Source organism: Achromobacter sp. HZ34, assembly GCF_002209485.1.
Lineage (GTDB): Bacteria > Pseudomonadota > Gammaproteobacteria > Burkholderiales > Burkholderiaceae_B > Bordetella_C.
In genome coordinates this window covers 42,641-66,193 of the sequence record NZ_NJIX01000001.1, presented here as the reverse complement: position 1 = coordinate 66,193, position 23,553 = coordinate 42,641, and the positions used below count along the sequence as shown (strand labels likewise).

Below are 23,553 nucleotides of genomic sequence, written 5' to 3'. Positions count from 1 at the left end.
TGGCTGAGCCCTGGCCCGGGCCCGCCTGCCGGACTCAAGCGAGCGGGCCGGTCCACTCCGTGACGAACTCACGGAAATCCGGGCGCTTCACGGGCGGCACGGCGCAAGCGGGCGTTCCGATCGCCAGATAGCCCAGGAAGCGATAGTCCAGCGGGTCGAAGCCCAGCGCCAGCTGGACCTCTTCCACGTACGTGCCCACGCCCGTGCTCCAGAAGGCGCCGTAGCCCAGCATGTGCACGGCATTCAGCACGTTCATGACCGAAGCCCCCGCCGCCAGCATCTGTTCGTGCTCGGGAATCTTGCCATGGTCGATTTTCTGGGCAACGGCCAGGAACAGCGGGACGGAGGCCATCCATTCACGCACGGACTTTTCCTTTTCCGGCGTCATGCGCGGATCGCCACTGCGCTTGACCGCGCCCAGGGCCACGTCGGCCAGCTTGGCGATGTTCTCGCCGCGGACGATGGCATAGCGCCACGGACGCTGCGAACCATGATCCGGGGCCGACATGCCGGCCTGCAGGATCTGCGCCAACTCTTCCGGCGACGGCCCGGGGCCGCGCAGGAATTTCGTCGAACGGCGCGAATACAGCGCGTGTAATGGCACAGATGCGGCCGCGGACACAGGAGTGGAAACCGGCGTGGAAATCGTTTCGGGAGAGTTCATGCTTCAGAGCTTCTCTTGGATGGGTGGTGCGTTAGCCGCCATGCCGCCTTGGATTCAGCCCAGGTGGGTATGGCGCTCGGGACGTTCTTCGACTTGCATCTCGGCCAGGCCGTGCAGGATGCCGCAATTCTCGGCATGGGGCCGGGCCGAAAGACATCGCTGACGCAAGTCGCCCAGTTGAGCCTTCAATTGCGTCAGTTCGGCGATGCGCTCATCGACGTGAATGATGTGGGCATCGAAGATGTCGTTGATGGGGCCGCAGTCGGCGGCATGGCTGTCGGCCAATTGCAGGATGGCGCGGATCTCTTCCTGCGTCATGTCCAGCGCCCGGCAGTTGCGGATCAGGCGCAGGCGGTCGACGTGTTGCGGCCCATAGCTGCGGTAATTGTTGTCGCCGCGATCGGGGGCCGGCAGCAGGCCTTCCTTCTCGTAGTAGCGGACCGTTTCCACCGTGGTTCCGGCGGCCTTGGCCAATTCACCGATTTTCATATTCCAGCCTCCGCGGATGGCGCGTCGCCAGGCAACGCTTGACCCTATAGTAACCCCAGGGTGTGCAATAGCGCCCATGAACAGCAAATTCCCGCCTATCATTGCCGCCAAAAACAGGGACGGAGAGCATCCGCACCCGGGCCATGTCCACGACCATGACGCCTGCTGCGGCCATGACCACGACCATGCACATGCGCAAGCCGAACCGGCGCAAGCGAAGCCTGCCGGCCATGCGCACGGCCATGACGCCTGCTGCGGCCATGACCACGGCGCGTCGCAGGCAGCGGCGGCGCAGCCGGACGCCGATCTGCGCGCCGCGCCGGGCGAGACCCTGACGCGCCTGCTGATCAACCAGATGGACTGCCCTACCGAGGAAACGCTCATCCGCCGCAAGCTGGGCGCCATGCCCGAGGTGCGCGAACTGCATTTCAACCTGATGCAGCGGGTGCTGACCGTCGTGCATGCCGCCCCCGCGCTGGCGGCGGTACAGGCGGCCATCAAGGACCTGGGCATGACGCCCACCGTGCTGGAAGGCGCTGCCACCCCGGCACCGGCCGCCGCGCCCACGCGTTGGCGTGGCCTGGCCGCCGGCGGCGTACTCGCCGCCCTGGCCGAAGCCGTGCATTTCGCCGGCAATCCCGTGATCGACCTGGGTGTGGTCGCCATTCCCATTGCAGCCGTACTGGCCATCGTCGCCGTGCTGGCTTGCGGCCTGAACACCTACCGCAAGGGCTGGATCGCCGTGCGCCACGGCAATCTGAACATCAATGCCTTGATGAGCATTGCCGTCACCGGCGCCGCCGCCATCGGCCAATGGCCGGAAGCGGCGATGGTGATGTTCCTGTTCAACGTCGCCGAACTGATCGAGGCCCGCTCCCTGGACCGCGCGCGCAATGCCGTGCGCGGCCTGCTCGACCTCGCCCCGGAAACGGCCACCGCGCGGCAGGCGGACGGCAGTTGGCGTGAAGTGCCGGCCGCGAGCCTGCAAGTGGACGACGTGGTGCGGGTACGGCCAGGCGAGCGCATCGCCGCCGACGGCGTGCTGGTGTCCGGTGCGTCCGCGGTGGACCAATCCCCCATTACCGGCGAAAGCCTGCCCGCCGAGAAGACCGTGGGCGACCCTGTCTATGCGGCCACGGTGAATACGCATGGCGCCTTCGAGTACCGCGTCAGCGCGGCGGCCGGCGACAGCACGCTGGCGCGCATCATTCACGCGGTCGAGCAGGCGCAAGGCGCGCGCGCGCCCACGCAGCGTTTCATCGACAAGTTCTCCCGCATCTATACGCCGACGGTGGTGGCGCTGGCGCTGCTGGTGGCCTGCGTGCCACCGCTGCTGATGGGCCAGCCCTGGCTTACGGCCATCTATCGCGCGCTGACCTTGTTGATCATTGCCTGCCCTTGCGCCCTGGTGATCTCGACGCCGGTCAGCGTGGTCAGCGGACTGACCGCGGCGGCACGGCGCGGCATCCTGATCAAGGGCGGCGCCTATCTGGAAAACGGCCGCCGCCTGGGCTGGCTGGCGCTGGACAAGACCGGCACCATCACCCACGGCCGCCCCACGTTGGCGGATCTGTTGCCGCTGGACGGCACGCCTGTAGCCACGGCCCGCCACCTGATCGCCAGCCTGGCGGCCCGATCGGACCATCCGGTGTCGAAGGCCATTGCTGCCGGCGCCGCCGGCGATCGCGCGCCTGCGGCGCAGACAACGGCCCATGCCATGGCTGCCGTGCCTCAGCCGGCCGGCGTTGCTGCGACGGTAACTGCCGATGCGTTAGCCGAGGTCGCGGACTTCACTGCATTGCCGGGTCGTGGCACGCGGGGCGTCATCGACGGCGTCACCTATCACCTGGGCAACGCCCGCCTGATGCGCGAACTTGGCTTGGAGACGCCGGCCCTGACGCAGGCCCTGAACACGCTGCAAAGCCAGGGCAAGACCGCCGTGGCCCTGAGCGACGGTCAGCGCGTACTGGCCATCGCGGCGGTGGCCGACACCGTCAAGCCGGCCAGCCGCCAGGCCATCGCCGATCTGCACGCGCTGGGCGTGCGCACGCTGATGCTCAGCGGCGACAACCACGCCGCCGCGCGCGCCATCGCCGACCAGGTCGGCATCGACGAGGCCCGCGGCGAGCAACTGCCCGAACACAAGCTCCAGGCCCTGGAAGAACGCATCGGCGCAGGACTCGTGGGCATGGTGGGCGACGGCATCAACGATGCCCCTGCCCTGGCGCGTGCCGACATCGGTTTCGCCATGGGCGCGGCCGGCACCGGCACCGCCATCGAGACCGCCGACGTGGCGCTAATGGACGACGACCTGCGCAAGATCGGCGAGTTCGTGCGCCTGTCGCGCGCGACGCATCGCGTGCTGGTGCAGAACATCGTGCTGGCGCTGGGCATCAAGGTGGTGTTCCTGGTCCTGACGCTGGCCGGTGTCGCCACCCTGTGGATGGCCGTCTTCGCGGACGTCGGCGCCAGCCTGCTGGTCGTCGCCAATGGCCTGCGCCTGCTGCGCACCGGCGACGGCCGTCTGGCAGGCAGCAGGACCGCGGACGCCAGCGAACCGCAGGCTGTCCAGGCCTGACCCTCGGCTGGCCAGCGCGTCCGACGCGCGACGCATCCTGGCTATGCCTGCGCTTCTATCGTCGCACCCTGCCTGACCTCGACGGCGGCCAGCGCGGCACCCAGCGGCGCGATCGTCGGGGCGTCGAAGATGCCCGTGGCCAGGCGCAGGATCGTCTCCCCGGCTTCGGCGCCCACGGCATAATCCGCCAATGACCGGTACTTGGCGATGATGTCCGCCTGCGTCATCGGGTTCTCCGGCATCCCCAGGGAATAATCGACCCGCCGCTCGAAGGTCCGCCCATCGCGCATGACCAGGGCGACCTTGCCGCCATACACCTTGGGATAGGCCCGGTCGATCTCCGGATCGATCTCTATCCGTACCCGCCCCGCCAATTCGAACGTCTCGCGATCGACGATACGCTCCGGCGTGAATTGCTCAAGATAGGCCTGCCCATCCACCAGGGCCACCGCGACGTTGTAGCGCAGGCTCATCTGCGCGTTCAGCACGGAATCCGCCTTGTAATCGAAACCGGTCTGCGTCATCACCACGCTGGGTATGCCCGTGACGATGCGCGCGATGTCGCCAGCCTGGATGCCATGTTCCCGCTTCAACGCCAGGGCCGCATCGATGCAGGCATGGTTGCTGCCGCAGCAGGCGTGCGGCTTGAAGCACGTGGCGTCCGTATGCCAATCCTGGCCCAGGCCGGCCACGACCTGCCCCGGACGCGGATCGTCGGACATGCCGAACAGCAGACCGCCGTCCTCGGCCTCCAGGATGTATTGCGGCCCGCGAAAACCACGCTGCGCCAACAGCGCCGCGGCGACGCCGGCTTCCGCCGAGCGCCCTGGATGCAGCCGCTTGCTCATGCCGCCATCGGCGGTAAAGGCCCACAAGCCCGCCGATTGGGTCCCGGCCAGGCCCAGGGCGCTGGCCGTGGTGTCGGCATCCAGGCCCAGCATCACGCTGGCGGCGGCGGCCGCCGCCAAGGTTCCGGTGGTTCCTGTCAGATGCCAGCCACGCATGCGTGCCCGGCTCGGGTTGGCGCCCTGGCTGACGCGATTCATGGTCTCGTAGCCGGCCGCCATGGCGGCCAGGGCAGCGGCGCCGCTGCTGCCTTCGCGTTCACCCAACGCCAGCACCACCGGCAGCACGACCGCGCCGGGATGGATCTTGGCGCGGCTGTGATCGTCGAAATCGAAACCATGGATAGCCGTGCCGGCCGCCAGCACCGCATGGTTCACGCTGACCCGCGCCTGGCCGCCCCACAATCCGGCCTCGGCCGGGCCGCCACGGTCGCGCGCATAGTCCCGCATAATGCCGCCCCAGGGGGTGGCCAGCCCGTGCAGGCCGCAACCGATGCCATCCACCACGGCGTTCTCCAGCACGGATCGCGTGGCGGCAGGCACGGCATCCGGCCGCAAGCCCGCGATGAACGCCGCCAGCTCGCGGGTGATGCCGCGATGCTGCGCGGCCAATGTTTTCCACGCATCCAGATCGTCCATGGCGTCAATCCGCTTTGGCGCCAGACGCGCGGGCCACTTCGCCCCAGCGCGTCAGCTCGGTTTTCAGGAAGGCGGAAAAGGCCTGGGGCGACGCCTGCGTATAGGGCTCGATGCCCAGCTTCGCCAGGCTGGCCTTGACCTCGCCGTCATTCACCGTCTGCACCAGCGCCTGGTAAAGCTTGTCCACCACGGGCGCCGGCGTCTTGGCCGGTGCCATCACGGCAAACCAGTTGAACGCCAGCACCGTGGGCAGGCCATCTTCCACCGACGTCGGCACCGCCGGCAGCACCGGCGCGCGATGGTTGTCGGTCACCGCCAGCGGGCGCAACTTGTTCTCCGACACCATGGAGTACAGCGCCGGCAGGTCCATGATGATGCCGTCCACGTGCCCGCCCACCGCGTCGGTCGTGGCGGGGCCCGCGCCCTTGTAGGGTACGTGCACGATGCGTCCTTTGGAGGCGATCTTCAGAAGTTCGATGGCCAGATGCGGCAGGCCGCCATTGCCGGAAGACGCCAGCGTGATGTCCTGCTTCTTCGCCAGGGCCACCAGTTCCTGCAGGTTCTTCGCCGGCAGCTTGGGATTGATGGCGATCAGCTCCGGCGTGGCCGCCACGGTAGTGATCGCGGTCAGGTCCTTGACGGGATCGAAGGGCATATTGCTGTAGGTGTGCGGGCTGATCGCCAGCGGGCTGGCACTGCCCAGGGTGATGGTGTAGCCGTCCGGCGCGGCGCGCGCCACATAGTCGGTACCGATGATGGCGTTGGCGCCCGCACGATTCTCCACCACCACGCTGGTGCCCAGGATCTGCCCCAGCTTGGGAGCCAGCAGGCGGGCGACGATGTCGTTGGAACCGCCGGGCGGGAAGCCCACGACCAGGTGGATGGGCTTGGAAGGATAGGCATCGGCCGCCTGCGCCGTCAGCGGCGCTGCTGCGGCCAGCACCGCGACGACAGTGGTTCCGACGGCCATCGCATGCCGCAGGTGGCACGCGGCCGGCGCGCCGAAAGCAACTCGGGCAGTACGGGGCGGCACGGGCGCAGCGCCCGCGCGACGCGGACCGCGCAGGCGCCGTGGCAATGAAAAGGAAGCAAGTATGTCCAACATGATGTCTCCTGCACGTGTTGTTGTTATGGACTTCCGGCGCCGGCCCACGGCGGCAGGCCCGCTTCGAAAGACGAGGGCCAAGGCCGCGCCAACGCTGGCACCGCTACTTCGCCGCTGCCATCGTCAGTTCCATCAACTGGCGTACATCGCCGCAGTTTTCGATATCCGCCACGCAATCGGCCAGGCGCGCGGCCTGCGCCGCGCCGATGACGGGCACCGCCAGGCTGTCGAACTTGGCGCGCAGTTCGTCATCCGACATGGGGTTCTGGATGGAGCCCTTCGGATAATCCACTTGCGACACGTGGCGTGCGCCATCGTCCGTTTCCAGCGTCATGCGGCAGGACACGCCACGCGGCAGGCTGTCGTCCACGGTGATGCGGACCAGGTCGGACAGCTCGCGCAGGATGGGTTCTTGCAGACGCTTGTCGTTGTACTGCGCGAACAGGGCCTGGCCGTCGGTCAGCGCCACCGCCACGGAGTACGGCAGGCTGACCTGGGCTTCGTGATAGGTGCGCGGACGCGCGTTCTGGTGATACAGCGCCCAGTCCGGGTGGCGCGCCATCTCGATGGCCTTCACGCGGCGCGGATCCGGCGCGTTCTTGCGGCGTATTTCCAGAGCGCAGTCGATGGCATTGTGGATGGGTCGGGCGCAGGAATACGGCTTGAATTCGATTTCCAGAAGATAGTCCTGGTCCAGGCCGTCGACCAGGGCTTGCGGCTGGTTCGCATCGGTGAAGGCCGCGAGAAAACCCCGTTCGCCGTCGAAGATGGTGGCCGCGCCCGTGAACCCCAATTGCGCCATGGCCGCCGCGGTGTGACCGTTGCGCGCCGCCGGACCGGGGTTGAAGCGCTTCTGCATGGACGGCCCGTACATCTCCATCAGGCCGCCCGATTGCGCGCCCGCCAGCCCCAGCGCCGACACCAGCTGCTCGGCGGACAACCCCATCAGGCGGCCGGCGGCCACGGTGGCGCCGAAGATGCCGCAAGTGGGCGTGGTGTGATACCCGCGATTGCGCAGGGACGAATTGGCTGCCTTGCTGACCCGCTCCATCATTTCACAACCTGCCGCCAGCGCCACCAGCAGGTCCTTGCCGCTGGCGCCCGCCTGCTCGGCGCTGGCCAGGGCGGCCGAATAGACCGGCGGGCTGAAGTGGAACAGGGCCAGCACGTCGATATCGTCCAGCTCCACGCTGTGCGATGAAATGGCATTGGCGAAGGCCGCCTGCATGGCAGGCACGCGCGCGCGGTCGCCCACCAGCGTGGCCTGGGCGTGGCCGCCCATCGAACCGGCGTAACGCCGCGCGATCTGGCCGCTGCCCGTCTGGCTGCCGGCCAGGGCCACACCCAGGTAATCGAGCAGCAGGCGCTTGACGGAATGGCGCGTGGCGTCAGGCAGCTTCTGGTAGTCGAAGGACGTGAAGTGGCCGGCGATACGTTCGGAAAGCGTGGCGGTCATGGTGGATTCCTGAAAGAGAAGGATGGACGGCTTACGGGATAGGACGGACTGTGTGGGGTCCGGGATGGGGTATGGGCGAAGTGCGCGACGTTGCTGGTAGCGTGGCTGGCAACGGCCGGCCGCGCTTGCCATGCCTGGCGCGGCCGGCTACGCCGACGGCCGACGCGCGGCCAGCAGCTGGAGCAAGGCTTGCAGGTCAGCCAGGCGCTCCAGATCCGCCGACCACTTCACGACCTTGTCGATATCCGCCGGCGCCAGGCAGGATTCGACGACATTGCGGAACTTGTATTCGACGTCGTCGGCACTGATCGGGTTTTCCGGACTGCCGCGCCGGTTCAGGATCTCGTGCGTCAACTGCCGCCCATCACGCGTGCGCAAGGTCACCACGGCAGCGTGGCGGAAAGCAGGCCCCATGCTGTCGAAGCGTGCTTCCTCGCGTGCATGGATGCGGGTGATGAAGTCCAGCAGCCGGGGATCGGCCAATCTGTCTTCGCGATACTGGCTGACGAAAGCCATGCCGTCATGGGCGATGACCGCCAACCCGTAATACAGATTCATCTGCGCGGCCGTGACGCCTTGCGCCTTGTAGTCCCACGCGCAATGCACGAACGTCATATGGCTGACGCCGACGTCCACATGCTCGATATCGTCGGGACCCAGGTCGTTTTCCCGCATCAGCTGCGCCAGGGCGTCCAGCGCCGCATGGATGCTGGTGACGCTGGCGTGGGGCTTGTAGCCGATCTTGGCGGTCTCCCATACCTCACCCAGGCCATCGGTCAGGCGCGCCGCATTGGGCTCGCCGGAATAGGTGCTCAGGTAGCCGCCGTAGCTGGCCTCCAGCACATCGGTGATGCCGGTGAAATCCCTTTGGGCCAGCAGTGCCGAATACACGCCGCTCTGGGCGGCGCGGCCGGAATGGAAGCGCTTCACCATGGCCCCTTCCTGCGCGGCCATCAAGCCGCCCGCCTGCGAACCCGCGATGCCCAGCGCATGCTGCATGCGGCCCGCGTCCAGCCCCAGCGCGCGCCCCGCCGTGGCGGCCCCCACGAACACCCCCGAACTGCCCTGCGGATGGAAGCCCCGAAAGAACAGGCGCATGGTGGCCGCATTGCCCACGCGGGTGCCGATCTCATAGCCCGCCGCCATCGCGGTGATCAGGTCGCGGCCGCTCCAGCCGCCCGCGCGCTCGGCCAGCGCCAGCGCCACCGGCAAGGCGATGGAGCCCGGATGCACGATCGACTCCTTATGGATGTCGTCCAGTTCGAAGGCATGGCCCGCCGTCGCATTGACCAGCACGGCTTGCGACACCGACGTCTTGCCGCCATAGCCGAACAGCGACGCGACAGGCGTGGCGCCCTCCTCCTGCACCATGGCCTGGACATGCCCGGTCCACGGCAAGGTGGCGCCGAACAGGCAGCACCCTATGCTGTCGAGCACGCTGCTCTTGATACGGGCCACCACCTCGGGCGGCAGGTCGTCGTAGCGTAGCGCGGCGGCGAAACGCGCCAGATCGCGGGTGGCGTTTTCCAGCAAGGGCGGTTGTGAACTGCTCATTTCTTGTGTCTCCTTCGGCCTTATTCGATGTGCGTGCCCGAAGCCGCGATGGCTTTGGCCCACTTGGCGGATTCCTGTTGCAGGAACACGGCGGTCTGCGCCGGTCCCTGATTGATGATACTGACGCCCGCGTTGGTCAGGCGTTTTTGCAGGTCGGGATCCTTCAAGGCCTGGTCGAACTTTTGCGCCAACTGGGTGGCGATGGCGTCCGGCAGCTTGGCCGGCCCCAGCAGCATGTACCAGGTAGTCACGGAATAGCCCTGCACACCGCCTTCGGCCATGGTGGGCACGTCCGGCGCGATAGGCGACCGCTGGGCGCCGGTCTGCCCCAGGGCGCGCAGGCGCTGGTCGCGGATGTAAGGCATGCTTTCGGAGATGGGCAGCACGGTCATGTCGACCCGGTTGCCTATCATGTCGGTGACGGCCGCTGAGCCACCCTTGTAAGGCACGTGCAGGTACTGCAGGCCTGACATGGACCGCAGGACTTCAGCAGCCAGATGGGACGAGCTGCCGTTGCCCGAGCTGGCGAAACGCACCGCGTCCGGCTTCTGCTTGCTGAGCTGGACCAGTTCCTGCATCGAATGCGCGGGCAGGTCCGGCCGCACCATCAGCACCAGGGGCGCCTCGCCCACCAGCGCAATCGGCTTGAAGTCCGTCAGCTTGTATTCGACCTTGCGGTAGAGGCTGGGGTTGATGGCGATGCCGGGGGTGCTGAACAGCAGTGTGTAGCCGTCCGCCGGCGCGGTGGCCGTGGCGTCGAAAGCCAGGTTGCCGCCCGCGCCGGGGCGGTTTTCCACCACGAAGTTGTAGCCTGACAGTTCGTTGACTTTCTGCGTCACCATGCGCGCCACGATGTCGGCGCTGCCACCGGCGGGAAAGGCCACCAGCATGCGGATGGGACGATCGGGGTACTTGTCCGCCGCGTGGGCGGGCAAGGCGGCGGCGCCGGCCAGCAGCAGGCCGGCGGCAAGGCCGCTGAGACGACGGGTAAGGCTGGGCATGGTGGTCTCCTTGGTGGCTTATAGGTTTTATGGTCGGTCGTTATCGGGGCTTGTCAGGCCTGTGGCATCAGGATCCGCCGTCCGCGCCGGCCTCCACCGGCGCGGCATCCAGCCGGACCGCGATGCCGCGCAGATCCGCCGCGGCCGGCGGATACCGCCGCATCACTTCCGGATCGTGGCCCGGCACGATGTGCTCGGGACTATCCGCCAGGCGCTGCAAGGTCAGATAGCCCTCGATGGCATCGCCGATGTGGAAGCAGGTGGTGAACACGCGCTTCTTCTGGAAGTGTTCGTAGTAATGGCTGGTGTCGGAGGCCAGCACCACCCAGCCGCGCCGGGTGTGCACGCGCACGCACTGCAGCCCATCGGTGTGCCCGCCGATACGATGCACGCTGACGCCCGGCGCCAGCTCGGCCTCACCGGCATGAAACTGCACGCGGTCCTTGTAGACCAGGCGCAGCATGCCGGCGACCTCGTCTACCTCGTAGCCGTGGTTGAACTGCTTGTGGCGCATATAGCGCCCGGTGGCGTACGCCATTTCGGCATCCTGCAGATGGAAGCGCGCGGCAGCAAAGGCATCGAAGGTGCCGACATGGTCGTAGTGCAGGTGCGTCAGGATCACTTCGGGCACGGTGGCGACATCGACGTCCAGCAGCGCCAGTCCTTCGGTCGGCGTACGCAGCAGCGTGCGGCCCCGCTTCGCCGCCACTGCCGGGCCGAAGCCCGTATCCACCACGAACAGGCGGCCGTTACCGCGCACCAGCCAGACGTAGTAGTCCATGGGCATGGGGCCGTCGTGCGGATCGCCGCCGATGAAATTATTCTGGCGCCGCGCCTCGCGGGTGGCGTAGCGAATGGCGTAGACCTCGTATTCCGGCAAGGGGGTGGATGCGGTCTGCGCTGCGTTTTGCGTCGGGTTTTGCGTCATGATGCGTACGTGTTCCGTTGGTGATCGGTATTGGCGGACGCGCCGACCTGTCCCGGGCGGCCCTGGCCCTGGCCCTGGCCCTGGCCCTGGCCCTGGCCCTGGCCCTGGCCTTGGCCCTGGCCTTGGCTGTGAGGCCGGCCTTGTCCGCAGCCTTGGCCTTGGCTCTGGCTACGGTCATGGCCGTCGCCATCCACCGCCAGGGCCACCATCCAGGCATCGCGCAGCGCGGCCAGGAAATCGCCAGGGGCATTGCAGTCGCCGATACGCGCGTAGGGAATGCCGGTCTCTTCCACCGCGGCAATGACGTCCAGTGCCGGACGGGGCCCCGTGGCGAAAGCCAGCACGTCGCCGATGTCCAGGTCCTGCGCTGCCTGGTCGCCTATCCGCACCCGCAAGTGCTTACCCATGGCGGCCAGGATGCGGCACTGCGTCAGCAGGCGGATGCCCCCCGCCTGCAAGCGTTCGACCAGTTCGAATTTGTTGTTGCGCGCCATGCCATTGGCGATGGTGGGCTGCACTTCCAGCACCGTGGTGGCGATGCCCCGCACCCGCAGCGCGTCGGCGGTCTCGGCGCCCACCATGCCGCCGCCGACGATGGTCACGCGGGTTTGCGGATCCAGGCGGTCCAGGTCCGCCAGCACATCCCAGGCGTGGCACACGCGTATGGCGGGATCCAGCCCGCTGACATCGAAGGGGGGCGGCGCCGGCCTGGCGCCCGTGGCGACGATGATGTGATCCGGCGCCCAGGCAGCGATGGCCGCGGCGTCCGCGTCGACGCCGATGCGCACGGGAATGCCCATGGCTTGCGCCGCCTGCCAGCGATAGGTCCAGACCGGCTCAACCTCGGTCTTGTCCGGCGCGGCGCAGGCTAGCGGCATCTGGCCGCCCGGGCGTTCCTGCCGTTCCCACACTTCCACGGCGTGACCGTTGCCGCGCAGCACGCGGGCCGCTTCCATGCCGGCCACGCCCGCTCCCAGCACCAGCACCCGGCGCGCCCCACCCTGCGCCCGCTGCAAGCGCGGCTCGAACAACTGCGGTTCGGCATACGGCAGCGCTTCGAACTCGGTGCCTATCATCGGGTTCTGCACACAGGCGACATCCTTCTCCAACGTCAGGCGCTCGAAGCACACATTGCACGCGATACATTGGCGTATCGGCGCCGCCACCTTGCCGAAAGCCTTCAGGCACCAGTGCGGATCCGCGTACAGCGCGCGCCCGATCGACACGAAGTCGGCACCGCCCGATGCCAGCATGTATTCGGCGTCGGCAGGCTCCACCATGCGGCCGGCCACGAACACCGGAATGTCCACCGCCGCGCGGATGGGCCGCGCCACGTCCGCCAGGCAGGCGCGCGGGAAGGACGGTGGCTGGATACAGAACTTGGACAGCTGCGGGCTTTCATTGCTGCCGCCGGACAGGTCGATGGCGTCGGCCCCCGCCTGCTGCACCGCTTGCGCCAACGCGACGATCTCGTCCTGGCCGTAGCCACCTTCGGCAAACTCGCTGGCGCTCAAGCGGATCACCAGGCGCAGTTCGGGCAAGGCGTCGCGCATGCGATCCATCGTTTCCAGCAGAAAACGCATGCGGTTCTCGATGCTGCCGCCATAGGCATCGTCACGATGGTTGATGCGCGGGCTGAAGAACTGCTGGAACAGATAGCCGTTGGCCGCGTGTATCTCCACGCCGTCATAACCGGCGCGCCATAAGCGGCGTGCGGCGGCGACGAACAGCTTCTGGATTTGCGTGATTTCGTCCACGGCCAGCGGCCGCACGGCGTCGCCGGTGTTGGGATTGATCCACGGCGAGGGCCCCACCGGCTCCATATTCAATACCGAACGGCGTAATAGCGCGCCACGGTGATTGAGCTGGCCGAACACGTGGCAATCGTGCTGCTTGATCGCTTCGACGATGCTGGCCAGGCCGGGGATGAAACGGTCGTGATAACAGCACAGGGAATTGTTGTGCGGCCGGGCCTGTTCGGTGACGACCATGGCCTCGGTCATGATCATGCCTACCCCACCCTTGGCGCGCTCCGCGTAGTACTGCTTGTCGCGTTCGGTGGACAGGCCATCGGTGGTGCTGTAGTTGGTGCCCATCGGCGCCATCACCACGCGATTCTTCAGGCGCAGGCCGCCCACCATGCCAGGCTGTTCAAGCAGCATTGCAGTGTCTCCTTTGGCGGACTTGGAAGGTCAGCGCTTATTGATGGAGCCAGTCTAAATTCCCGCGTGTCCGCGGATCAATCGGCTGAAAATAAAAACACTGCTGACCAGGATTCATCAATGTCTACGGCTCATCCATCCGGAGGAGCCAAGGGGATTCAGCTTGGCGCATGGGCCAATTCGCTAGAATGCACAACACTGCTGAATCGGATTCAAAAATCCGAACGGAGGGGACATGGAAAACCTGAACGCGATACGCGTCTTCGCCAAGGTGGCTGAAACACGCAGCTTCACCGACGCGGCCAAGCACCTGGGACTGACGTCATCCGCCGTCAGCAAGGCGATCACCCGCCTGGAACAGGAGTTGGGCGTGCGGCTGCTGCACCGCACGACCCGCTCGGTGGGACTGACCAACGACGGCGCCAGTTTCTTCGAGCGCTGCCAGCAGATCCTCACCGATGTCGACGATGCCGAGAACTCGCTGAATCGATCACGTGCCGCGCCGCACGGACGGCTGCGGCTGCACATGCCGGTGGGGTTCGGCCGGCGCGTCATCGTGCCGGCGCTCAGCGGCTTCATCGAGCGCTACCCGGACCTGGTCCTGGATGCCGAGCTGAGCGATCGCATGATAGACCTGGCCTACGAAGGCATCGACGTGGCGGTGCAGATCGGCGAGCCCGCCGACGCGCGCCTGATCGCGCGGCATCTCTGCCATCTGCGCTTCGTCGCCTGTGCCTCGCCCGATTACCTGGCGCGCCATGGCGAACCCGCCACGCCCGAGGACCTGGACCACCACCACTGCCTGGCGTACGTGATGATGCATACGGGCCGCTATCGGGAATGGCAATTCCTCAAGGACGGCAAGGCGGTGGCGAAGACGGTATCGGGACGCCTGAACATCAATAACGCGGAATCCCTGCTGGAGGCCGCGACAGCAGGCCTGGGCGTGGCGATGATCAGCAACTTCATCGCCGCCGACGCCCTGCGCAGCGGGCGCCTGCGGCCGATTCTGACGGACTATGTGGCGCAGGGGCCGCGCGTCAGCGCGGTGTATCTGCCGGGCAAGAACCTGTCGCCCAAGGTACGGGCCTTCATCGACTTCCTGACCGACCTCATCAGCAGCGATCCGGCCTGGGACGAAGCGACGGCGCGGGGCTAAGTCATCAAGCCTTGACGGGCACGATCCGTCCTGGCCCAACGTTGGCATGGTTTGGCTGCCAGGGCCTGGGCATTACTACGCTGCGCCGTGCGCCTGGCGGGCCAGATACACCTCGTGCAAGGTGATCTTGCGCACTTCGGCCTGGCTGGAGGCGATATGCGCCGTCAGCAGCCGGCACGCTTCGTCCGCGCGCTGCGCCTGCACGGCGCGCAGGATGCGGGCATGCTCGTCGTAGGTGGCTTCCACCCGCGGACGCTGCGTGAAGTCCAGGCGGCGGATGATGCGGATCCGTTCCGTGACGTCGCGGTGCACGCGTGCCATTTCCTCGTTGCCGGCGGCACTGACCAAGGTGCAATGGAAGGCCTCGTCCCACAGGCCGACCTGCGCCATGTCCTGGCAGCGGTCTTGCGGTGCCACCAGCCAGATGTCACTCAGGGCGTCCAGCGCTCCCCGGTCGATGCGCGGCGCGCCCGAACACAGGCGCCGCAAGGCCTCGCATTCCAGCACCATGCGCAGGTCGTAAAGCTGCTCGAACTGCTTGAAGTCGAATGGCAACACCCGCCAGCCCGCACGGAACAGCACTTCGACGAAGCCTTCCTGCTGCAGCCGGAACAGGGCCTGCCGCACCGGGGTGCGCGACACGCCCAGCCGGTCGCTGATCTCGCCTTCGGTGAAGCGGTCGCCCGGCACCAGGCGAAAATCAGCGATGTCGCGCTTGAGCAGTTCGTAGACATCCGCGGCACGGGTGCGGTGCGCCGCGGGCACGGCCTGGGGCGAACCCAATTTCACAACGAGGCCGGCCGCGGGCCGGCGACGCCGCTGCGTTCCAGGACACGCGCCGCGCGCAGCGCTGTGTCCTCGCGCCAGGGCGCGGTGATGATCTGCACGCCCAGGGGCAAGCCTTGCGTGCCGTCGGGCCACACCGGCGCGGCCACCACCGGGCATCCGGCGAAGGAAATGGGTTGCGTCAGCAGGCCCATCGCCGCGCGGGCCGGTTGCGTCGTCCCGTTCACGTCCAGCCACTCCGTGCCGATGGGCAAGGCAGGCACGGGCGTGGCCGGCGTCAGCAACACATCCCACTTCTGGAACAAGGCCAGCACCCGTTGCTGGTACACCCGGCGGAAACGGTGCGCGCGCGCCAGCCAATGGGCGGGCTGCAGCGCGCCCGCGATGAAGCGGTCGACCGACAGCGGCTCGAATTCGTCGGCGCGATGGCGCAGATCGTCCAGGTGCAGGCTGCCGCCCTCGCCGGCGGTGATGATGAAGGCGGCGACCCGCGCCAGGCCGGCGTCGGGCCATTCGACCATGGCCTGCACGCCCAGTGCCTTGCCGGCCATGCGCACGGCGGCGCGCGCGGCCTCGGTGGCGTTGTCTTCGAAATACCCGTCGAGCATGGCCACGCGCAAGCCGTCGACGCCGTCTTCGAGCGCAGGCACGGCGGGCTGCACGGCCCGCGCATGGCAGCCCGGATCGCGCGCGTCGGCGTATTGCAGGGCGTCGTAGGCGAGCGCCAACAGGCCGGCCGAGTCCGCCAAGGGCCCCAGGTGGTCGATGCTGTGGACGAAGGGATAAGTGCCGCGCCGCGACAAACGGCCGAAGGTGGGTTTCAGGCCCCACACGCCGCACAGCGATGCCGGCACGCGGATGGACCCATTGGTGTCCGACCCCAGCGCCAGCGGCACTTCCCCGGCCGCCACGGCGGCGCCGGAACCGCCGGACGAACCGCCGGCGATGCGGCGCGTGTCATGCGGGTTGTGGGCGGGGCCGTAGTGCGTGTTCTCGGTGGTGAAACCGTAGGCGTACTCGTCCATGTTCAAGGCGCCCACCAGCACGGCACCGGCATCGCGCAGGCGCTGTACCAGGACGGCGTCGGCGGTGGCCGGCGCGTGGTCGCGATTGATTATCGAACCGGCGACCGTCACCTCGCCTTCGATGTCGAACAGGTTCTTGACTGCGTAAGGCAGGCCCGCCAGCGGTGGCAGGGGCTCACCGGCCGCGCGCCGGGCGTCGATGGCGTCGGCTTCGCGGCGGGCGCGGTCCAGCGTGCGCAGGGTGAAGGCGTTGACGCGTGCGTCCACCGCGTCGAGCCGTGCGATGCATTGCTCCAGCCAGTCGCGGGCGCGCAACTCGCCGCGCGCGACGGCCGCCAGGCGCGCCAGGGTGTCCGTGCCGTCGGCTGCCGCGGCGGCGGCCGGCGTCGCAGCCGCAGTCGCAGCCGCAGCCGGACTCGCAGCCGCAGTCGCGGCCTGCCGCGCGGCGTTCCCAGTCGCGTCGGCCATCGCCATCGCCTTGGCCGGCGCGTCAAAGGGGTCGTCCGCCGCATTTGCCCCGTCCTGCTGCCCGGGAAACGGCGCCGGGCAGAACAGGGCCACCGGCTCGTCCTCCACGCCCAGGGGCGCGGCGTCCAGCGCGGCCGCCATGCTGCGGGTGCGCCCTAGATGGGCAGCCACGCGTTGCGCGCGATCGGCCGGCAGCGGCAGATCCAGCAACGCCGCGCTGGCAGTCACGAAATCCAGAACACGAGTCTCTTCCGTCATTGCTATCCTTGGTTACTACGTGAAGGCCTGCAACGCCGTGCCTACCGGCGCACTTCGCGCTGGAAGATCTCCAGGCTCAATTTCTTGGCGGCGATGAAGCTGGGTTGGGACAACGTTTCCACGGTGCGTGGCCGCGCATCCGAGTATTCCAGGATTTCCGCCACCTTGGTGGGCCGTTTGGTCAGCAGCAGGATCTGATCGGCCAGATAGACGGCCTCTTCCAGATCATGCGACACCAGCAGCATGGTGGTGCCGGTCTGCATGAACACTTCCTGCAGCTTCTCGCGGATGAATAGCGTCATCTCGAAATCCAGCGCGGAAAACGGCTCGTCCAGGAACAGCACTTCCGGCCGCGGCGCCAGCGCCCGCATGATGGACGCGGTCTGCTGCTGGCCACCGGACAGTTCATACGGATAGCGGTTCAAGTCGAACTTGACGTCGAAAGACGCCACCAGTTCCTCCATGCGGCGATCCACCTCGGCCTTGCTCTTGCCTTCCAGCAGCAGCGGATATGCGATGTTGTCTATCGTGCGCATCCAGGGGAACAGCGCCTCGCGGTAGTTCTGGAACACATAGCCGATGCGGGTGTCCTTCAGCGACTTGCCGTCGAACAGGATCTCGCCGCGATCGATGGGGATGAGCCCCGCGATCATGTTGATCAAGGTGCTCTTGCCGCAGCCATTGGGGCCGAACACCGAGACGATCTTGTTCTTCGGAATATCGAGATCGAAGTTTTCGTACAGCGGCCAGCCGGCGAAATACTTCGTCAGTCCGCGGATGGTGATATGCGTGCCCGCCGGACCGGGCTGGAAGCGCGGCTTGGGGACATCGGCGAATGCCGGGGGATTCAGGACAGTACTCATGGCTTACCTTCCACTCCAGTGGACGACGCGGCGTTCCAGTACCAGGAACAGGATGTTCAACACATAGCCCAGCGCGCCGGCCGCGAGTATGGCCGCGTACATCGTCTTGACGTTGAGCACCTGCTGGGCGTCGATGATGGCGTGACCCAGACCGTTCTCCGAGCCGATGAACATCTCCGCCACGATGACGATGACCAGCGCCATCGACACGGCCGAGCGCAGTCCGACGAAGCTGGGCTGCAGGCTTTCCCACAGCAGCACGTCCTTGAAGATGCGCCAGCGCGACGCGCCCATCACCTTGGCCGCCATGACTCTTTGCTTGCGCGCGTTGATCACGCCGTACGCGCTATTGAAGACGACGATCAACAAGGCGCCGAAGGCGGCAATGGCCACTTTGTTGATGTCGCTGACGCCGAAGATCAGCAGGAATAACGGTATCAGCGCGGATGACGGCGTCGAGCGGAAGAAGTCGATCAGGAACTCGACGCTGCGATAGGCCTTCTCGTTGCTGCCCAACAGCACGCCCAGCGGCATGCCGACGACGGCGGCGATGACGAAGGCTTCCAGCGTGCGGGCCACGGTGACCGCGAAGTCGGTCAGCAGCGGGCCGCCGGCCAGCCCGGTGACCAGGGCCACCAGCGTGTCGGCCGGGCTGGGCAGCAGGATCGCCTTGATGAGACCGGCCCGCACCACCAGATCCCAGATGATGAACAACACGACCGGCCCGACGAAAGGCAAGAGTCGGTCGCGCAGCGGCGGCTTCGGCGCTGCCGCATCGTTGGAGACGGGCGGCGCCCAGCCTGCCGTGTTGCCCGCGGCCGGGACGGGTGGAGGAGCCTTGGACATGGTTCAAGCCTTGTAGATCAGTTTCGCGACGTCGACCTTTTGCGAGAAGATGCCCTTCTCGGTGAACAGGTCGTAGAACTTCTGGAAGTATTCGAGATCGCTGGGCTTGTACTCGTCGTAGGTCATGTAGGCTGCCAGCGGCACTTCCTTGGTCAGCGCGCCTTCGATGGAGGTATAGCCTTTCAGATACTGGCGGGCTTCCTCGGGGTTCTCGCGCACCAGCTGGATACCGCGCTTGTAGGCCGCGATGTATTTCTTGCTGGCCTCGGGATACTTCTTGATGAAATCGGTGGTCAGGCTGGCCGCGCCGCCGTGCCAGGGCGCCAGGGGATCGCCCAGGATGTAGTGGGCCACCACACCGGCCTCCAGCACGCGCGTGGTGCCGTTCAGGCGGCCTACCGTTCCGGTGGGTTCCAGCGTGTACACGCCGTCGACCTGGCCGGCCACGATGGCGGCGACATGCTGGCCGATCGGCAGTTCGACGACCGTGGCGCCGGTCGCGCCGGCGCGCTCCAGCATGGTCTTGGCCAGCGTGACGTTCTGGATGCCGGGGCCGCTGGCGATCTTCTTGCCCTTCAGGTCGGCCACCGTCTTGTAGGGGCTGTCCTTGGCCACCAGGAACTCTTCCAGCACGTTCTTGGCATTGCTGGGATTGGTGCAGAAAATCTTGAACATGCCGGGCTGGGCAATTTCGCCGATGGCCAGGTTGGCCGAGCCGACACCGTTGGCGCTACCATCGCAACGGCCGGCCAGCATGCCTTCCATGACCTGCTGCGCACCGGCAAACTTCTGCACTTCGACTTCCAGGCCGGCTTCCTTGAAATAGCCCTTCTCCACCGCCGCGAAGAACGGCAGCGCCGCCGCCACCGGCCAGAAGCCGATGCGGATCTTCGGCGAGGACTGCGCGCGCACGAAGGCCGGCGCGGCCATCACGCCCAGGGCCGCGGCCCCGGTCAGCAACGTGCGGCGGCGGCCGGCATCGGGCAATGCGGCGGTCTTGATGATGGGCTTGGTCATGAGCAACTCCAGTAGTCGGGGTTAACGGTCAGCGGGGAGAAGGTGAAGAATCGGCCTGGATGGGGAGAGCTTGGGATCCAGGCTGGGTATCGAGGTTGGGTATCGAGGTTGGGTATCGAGGCTTGGTATCGAGGCCTGGTCTGAAAGCGTCGTCTCAAAGCGTGGCCACGTAGGCTCGCCAGCCACCGAAAGCGGTGATATCGAGCGCGGCCGCCAGCGCGTGGCCCTCGCACACGAAACCATGCTCCCAGCGGCCGTCGGCCAGTTCGACACTGCCCAGCGCCAAAGGGGCGGGCACCAGCGCCAGGAAGCTGCCGACAGCCTGCAGCGGCACTTGCCACACCTCTACCTCGATGGCGGCGCCATCGGCGGCCACGCGTTGCAGGCCGGGCTTGGGCGGCACCGTGCCGGGTAGCGCATACAGGCGGTAATGCGGCGCGGTGGTGGTGCGCTGCGCCAGGACAGCGCCACGCTCGGTGAGTTGGCCGTTCAGCGGCAGGCCGCTCAAATGCGCGCCCACGGCCACCAGCGCCAGGTGCGTCGCGGGCGACGGCTGCAACGCCGCCACCGGCCGCGGCGCCGGCAGCGCGGCGCCGGTCGCTCCCTGCGTCAAGCCGGTGTCGTGGTGAAAGCGCTGGCCCAGGTCCGCCAGCTGCCAGTCGCTGCCGGCCTGGCCGATCAAGGTGATGCCGAAAGGCAGGCCGTCGGGCCGTATGCAAGCCGGCACGGACAAGGCGGCATAGTCCAGCAGATTGACGAAGTTCGTGTATTGGCCCAGCTCGCGATTGCGTTGTACCGGATCCCGCGCCATGGCTTCCAGGGTGCAGTGGGTCGGCGCGGTCGGCACGCACAGCACATCGATGCCGCGCCACATCGCGGCCGCCTGCTGGCCCAGCGCGCGCAGTCGGTGCTGGGCCTGGAAGACCTGGGCGGCGTCGTAGTCCTTGCCAGCCGCCAGGATCGAGCGCACCGGTTCGATGACGGTTTCCGTCCGGGCATCGAAGAAGTCGCGCACGGCGGCATAGCGTTCAGCCACCAGCGCGCTCTCATAGAGCAGGCTGGCGGCCTCGGCCAGCGGGGTATAGTCCACGGGCACCGGTATGCCTCCCAGCTTGGCCAGGCGGGCGATGGCGTCGTCAAAGGCGGTCTGCGCCAACGTATCGCCGAAGAATTCCAGTTGCGCGGGCACGCCGAAACGGAAAGCGGCGGGCAAGGCGTCCGTCGCCATGGCCAGTTCACGCGAATAGGGATCGCGCGGGTCGTAGCCCAGCGCCACCTGCAGCACGCTTACCGCCGTCGCCACCGTACGCGCCAGGATGGACACGCAGTCCACGCTTTGCGCGGCGGGCACCACACCATGCGCGGAGATCAAGCCCTTGCTGGGTTTCAGGCCCACGATGTTGTTCAGGCCCGCGGGCACACGGCCCGATCCGGCCGTGTCCGTACCCAATGCGAAATCGCAGGCGCCGGTGGCTACGACATAAGCGGAACCCGAACTCGACCCACCGCTGACGTAGCGTGCATCGAAACTATTGGGCACCGCGCCGTAAGGCGAACGGCTGCCGTTCAGCCCGCAAGCGAACTGATCCAGATTGGTTTTGCCCGCCAGCGCGGCGCCGGCGTCGAGCAGGCGCTGGATGACCGTTGCGTGCTCGGCCGGAACGTAGGCGAACGCCGGGCACGCGGCGGTCGTCGGCACACCGGCAACATCGATGTTGTCCTTGGCGGCGAAGCGCAGCCCCGCCAGTGGGGCAGCGGCCGTGCCCGGTGCCGTGGTGGCCCCGGTCGAGGCCACGCCCGCCACCGCGGGTGTCATCGCCATCGGCGGATTCAAGCGCGTGATCCAGGCGCAGTCCGGCGTACCGGAAGCCGCGGGCGCAGGGCTGGGAGAAGAAGCGGGAAAGGTAGAAGCCACGTTGTCTCGCACGGAAAGACGGATCCGGGAATCAGAAATCCAAACTTGTGTACAAGACGGTCTAAAGCAAAGGCTATGCCAACTTTGCGTGTGTGGCGGCGTCAATGGAAATGCGTGCGTCGACCTACTGCCGCGCACCGTGGGCGTGCCCGGTTACGCACCAATGCAGCGCGATGCACCAGCTCAGTGCCCGGCGATCACCGTGGCAAGCAGGCTCGCAAGGTATGGAAAGCCGGGGCGATGTCGCGTTCGTGGACGCACGCATAGCCCAGTAGCAGCCCGCGCCGCCCACCAGGATGCATGTAGTAGCGCGACAAGGGCCGCGTCAGTACGCCGCGCGCCTGTGCCGCCGCAGTGATGGCCACGTCGTCGCAATCCGGCGGCAGGCGCAGCACCAGGTGCAGCCCGGCATTGCTCGATTGCGGGTCCAGGTACTCCGGTCCCAGATAGCGGTTGATCAGCCCTTCCAGCAAGGCGCGGCGGCGCGCGTACAGCACCCGCATGCGGCGGATGTGCGCGGCGTAGTGGCCCTGCTCCAATAGCTCGGCCAACGCGGCCTGCGTCAAGCCGTGGCCTTCACGGTAAAGGTCCGCGTGGGCGCTACGAAACGGCTCGGCCAAGGCGCGCGGCAGCACCATATAGCCCACGCGCAAACCGGGGAACAGCGTCTTGCTGAAGGTGCCGATGTAGATGACGGGCGCGTCTTCCTCGAGGCCCTGCATGGCCGGGATGGGACGGCCGGCATAACGGAATTCGCTGTCGTAGTCGTCCTCGACGATCCAGCTGCCCGATGCGCGGGCATATTCCAGCAACTCGCGCCGCCGCGCCAGGCTCATCACGAGTCCGAGCGGATATTGATGCGAGGGTGTCACGAAAATCAGCCGTGGCGGCACCTTGCCGGCCGGCCAGCCGCTGCCCTCGGCCTCCACGCGCAAAGGCTTGACTACCGCCGCCACCATCTGCAGGACCTTGTGGAAGCCCCAATAGCCCGGCTCCTCCACCCAGACGGTCTCGCGTGGATCGACCAGCATGCGCAGGCTCAGGTCGATGGCCTGGTGCACGCCTTCGGTCACCAGGATCTGGCTGGGCTCGCAGCGCACCGAGCGCGCCACGCGGACGTGTTCGGCGATGGCGGCGCGCAAGGCCGGATGGCCGCCGCCGTGCGCGTACGTCAGCAGTTGGGGGGCGGGATCGCGCCACAAGCGCGACAGGATGCGGCTGAAATGGCGGTTCGGAAACTGGGTCACGTCCGGCACGCCGGGCATGAAGGCGCCCCATTGGGCCGGCGCCGCGGAGACGTTCGACAGCAGCGCCCGGGCACGTCGCGCCAGGCGTACCGGCGCGTTGGCGACAACAGGCTGGTCGGCGGCCGCCCGCAGCGCCGCCTGCAAGCCCTGCTGGCGGTCGGCACTCAGGTAGCTGTCCGGCGCGGTCTCCGCCACGAAGGTACCGCTGCCGACGCGGGCATGGACGTAACCCTCGGTGCGCAACTGCTCGTAGGCGTGCAGCACTGTATTGCGCGACATGCCGATCTCACGCGCCAGGTCGCGCGACGCGGGCAGCGGACTGGACGGCGGCAGGCTGCCATCCAGGATGGCGCCACGCAGGCAGTCGTATAGCTGGCGATTCAGCGACCCCGCCCCCGAGGGGGCCAGACGCTGCAACACCAGATCGGCGCAAATCGACTTGATCAAGGCTCCATCCTGTTCCTGACTGTTCCTGACTGCGCCCGACTTTCCTGCCCAGGCGCCCCGGACGGCGTGCGGCCTGGTTCAAATTGCAATTGGCTCCATCC

The 23,553-nt window shown here is 67.3% G+C and carries 18 protein-coding genes; 2 read left to right on the top strand and 16 right to left on the bottom strand.

The window, feature by feature from the left end; genetic code table 11:
- Positions 1-34: 34 nt before the first annotated feature.
- Positions 35-664 (bottom strand): nitroreductase, encoded by a 630-nt coding sequence (locus tag CEY05_RS00220; protein ID WP_088595391.1) that lies wholly within the window; start codon positions 662-664, stop codon positions 35-37.
- A 54-nt stretch (positions 665-718) separates the two neighbouring features.
- Positions 719-1,153, bottom strand: a complete 435-nt coding sequence (gene cadR, locus CEY05_RS00215; protein WP_088595390.1) for a Cd(II)/Pb(II)-responsive transcriptional regulator — start codon at positions 1,151-1,153, stop codon at positions 719-721.
- A gap of 76 nt (positions 1,154-1,229) precedes the next feature.
- Between cadR and CEY05_RS00210 the strand changes: the two genes are divergently transcribed.
- The gene (locus CEY05_RS00210) at positions 1,230-3,731 is read left to right on the top strand and encodes a cation-translocating P-type ATPase (RefSeq protein WP_088595389.1); all 2,502 of its coding nucleotides are present in this window, start codon (positions 1,230-1,232) and stop codon (positions 3,729-3,731) included.
- A gap of 41 nt (positions 3,732-3,772) precedes the next feature.
- On the opposite strand, the gene CEY05_RS00205 is transcribed toward CEY05_RS00210, so the two are convergent.
- From CEY05_RS00205 to CEY05_RS00175, 7 genes are all read right to left on the bottom strand, one after another.
- On the bottom strand, positions 3,773-5,215 hold the full coding sequence (locus tag CEY05_RS00205) for an MmgE/PrpD family protein (RefSeq protein WP_088595388.1): 1,443 nt from the start codon (positions 5,213-5,215) through the stop codon (positions 3,773-3,775).
- A gap of 4 nt (positions 5,216-5,219) precedes the next feature.
- A complete protein-coding gene (locus CEY05_RS00200) occupies positions 5,220-6,320 on the bottom strand; it encodes a tripartite tricarboxylate transporter substrate binding protein (RefSeq protein ID WP_088595387.1) in 1,101 nt (366 codons plus the stop codon).
- Positions 6,321-6,423: 103 nt separating this feature from the next.
- Positions 6,424-7,776, bottom strand: a complete 1,353-nt coding sequence (locus CEY05_RS00195) for an MmgE/PrpD family protein (protein WP_158219223.1) — start codon at positions 7,774-7,776, stop codon at positions 6,424-6,426.
- 147 nt (positions 7,777-7,923) lie between these two features.
- Positions 7,924-9,330 carry an MmgE/PrpD family protein gene (locus CEY05_RS00190; protein ID WP_088595385.1) on the bottom strand — a complete coding sequence of 469 codons (1,407 nt, stop codon included), beginning with the start codon at positions 9,328-9,330 and terminating at the stop codon, positions 7,924-7,926.
- A 20-nt stretch (positions 9,331-9,350) separates the two neighbouring features.
- A complete protein-coding gene (locus CEY05_RS00185; protein ID WP_088595384.1) occupies positions 9,351-10,331 on the bottom strand; it encodes a tripartite tricarboxylate transporter substrate binding protein in 981 nt (326 codons plus the stop codon).
- 67 nt (positions 10,332-10,398) lie between these two features.
- Positions 10,399-11,259, bottom strand: a complete 861-nt coding sequence (locus CEY05_RS00180; RefSeq protein WP_088595383.1) for an N-acyl homoserine lactonase family protein — start codon at positions 11,257-11,259, stop codon at positions 10,399-10,401.
- Positions 11,256-13,421, bottom strand: a complete 2,166-nt coding sequence (locus CEY05_RS00175; protein ID WP_088607510.1) for an FAD-dependent oxidoreductase — start codon at positions 13,419-13,421, stop codon at positions 11,256-11,258. Before CEY05_RS00175 ends, CEY05_RS00180 begins: the two co-directional genes overlap by 4 nt.
- A gap of 235 nt (positions 13,422-13,656) precedes the next feature.
- On the opposite strand from CEY05_RS00175, the gene CEY05_RS00170 reads away from it, so the two are divergent.
- Positions 13,657-14,580 (top strand): LysR family transcriptional regulator, encoded by a 924-nt coding sequence (locus CEY05_RS00170; protein WP_088595381.1) that lies wholly within the window; start codon positions 13,657-13,659, stop codon positions 14,578-14,580.
- Positions 14,581-14,655: 75 nt separating this feature from the next.
- Here the strand turns inward: CEY05_RS00170 and CEY05_RS00165 are convergent, their stop codons facing one another.
- The 7 genes from CEY05_RS00165 to CEY05_RS00135 form a co-directional block, all read right to left on the bottom strand.
- Positions 14,656-15,369, bottom strand: coding sequence for a GntR family transcriptional regulator (locus CEY05_RS00165; protein ID WP_088595380.1), 714 nt, complete (start codon positions 15,367-15,369; stop codon positions 14,656-14,658).
- A complete protein-coding gene (locus tag CEY05_RS00160) occupies positions 15,366-17,117 on the bottom strand; it encodes an AtzE family amidohydrolase (protein ID WP_088595379.1) in 1,752 nt (583 codons plus the stop codon). The genes CEY05_RS00165 and CEY05_RS00160 overlap by 4 nt, the downstream gene beginning before the upstream one ends.
- Positions 17,118-17,158: 41 nt before the next feature.
- Positions 17,159-17,980: an ABC transporter ATP-binding protein gene (locus tag CEY05_RS00155; protein WP_088595378.1), complete on the bottom strand. Its 822-nt coding sequence runs from the start codon at positions 17,978-17,980 to the stop codon at positions 17,159-17,161.
- Positions 17,981-17,983: 3 nt separating this feature from the next.
- A complete protein-coding gene (locus tag CEY05_RS00150; protein ID WP_088595377.1) occupies positions 17,984-18,826 on the bottom strand; it encodes an ABC transporter permease in 843 nt (280 codons plus the stop codon).
- Between the two features lie 3 nt (positions 18,827-18,829).
- A complete protein-coding gene (locus CEY05_RS00145) occupies positions 18,830-19,843 on the bottom strand; it encodes an ABC transporter substrate-binding protein (RefSeq protein ID WP_088595376.1) in 1,014 nt (337 codons plus the stop codon).
- A gap of 154 nt (positions 19,844-19,997) precedes the next feature.
- Positions 19,998-21,758, bottom strand: a complete 1,761-nt coding sequence (gene atzF, locus CEY05_RS00140; RefSeq protein ID WP_255407740.1) for an allophanate hydrolase — start codon at positions 21,756-21,758, stop codon at positions 19,998-20,000.
- A 197-nt stretch (positions 21,759-21,955) separates the two neighbouring features.
- A complete protein-coding gene (locus CEY05_RS00135; RefSeq protein ID WP_088596160.1) occupies positions 21,956-23,449 on the bottom strand; it encodes a PLP-dependent aminotransferase family protein in 1,494 nt (497 codons plus the stop codon).
- Positions 23,450-23,553 lie beyond the last annotated feature (104 nt).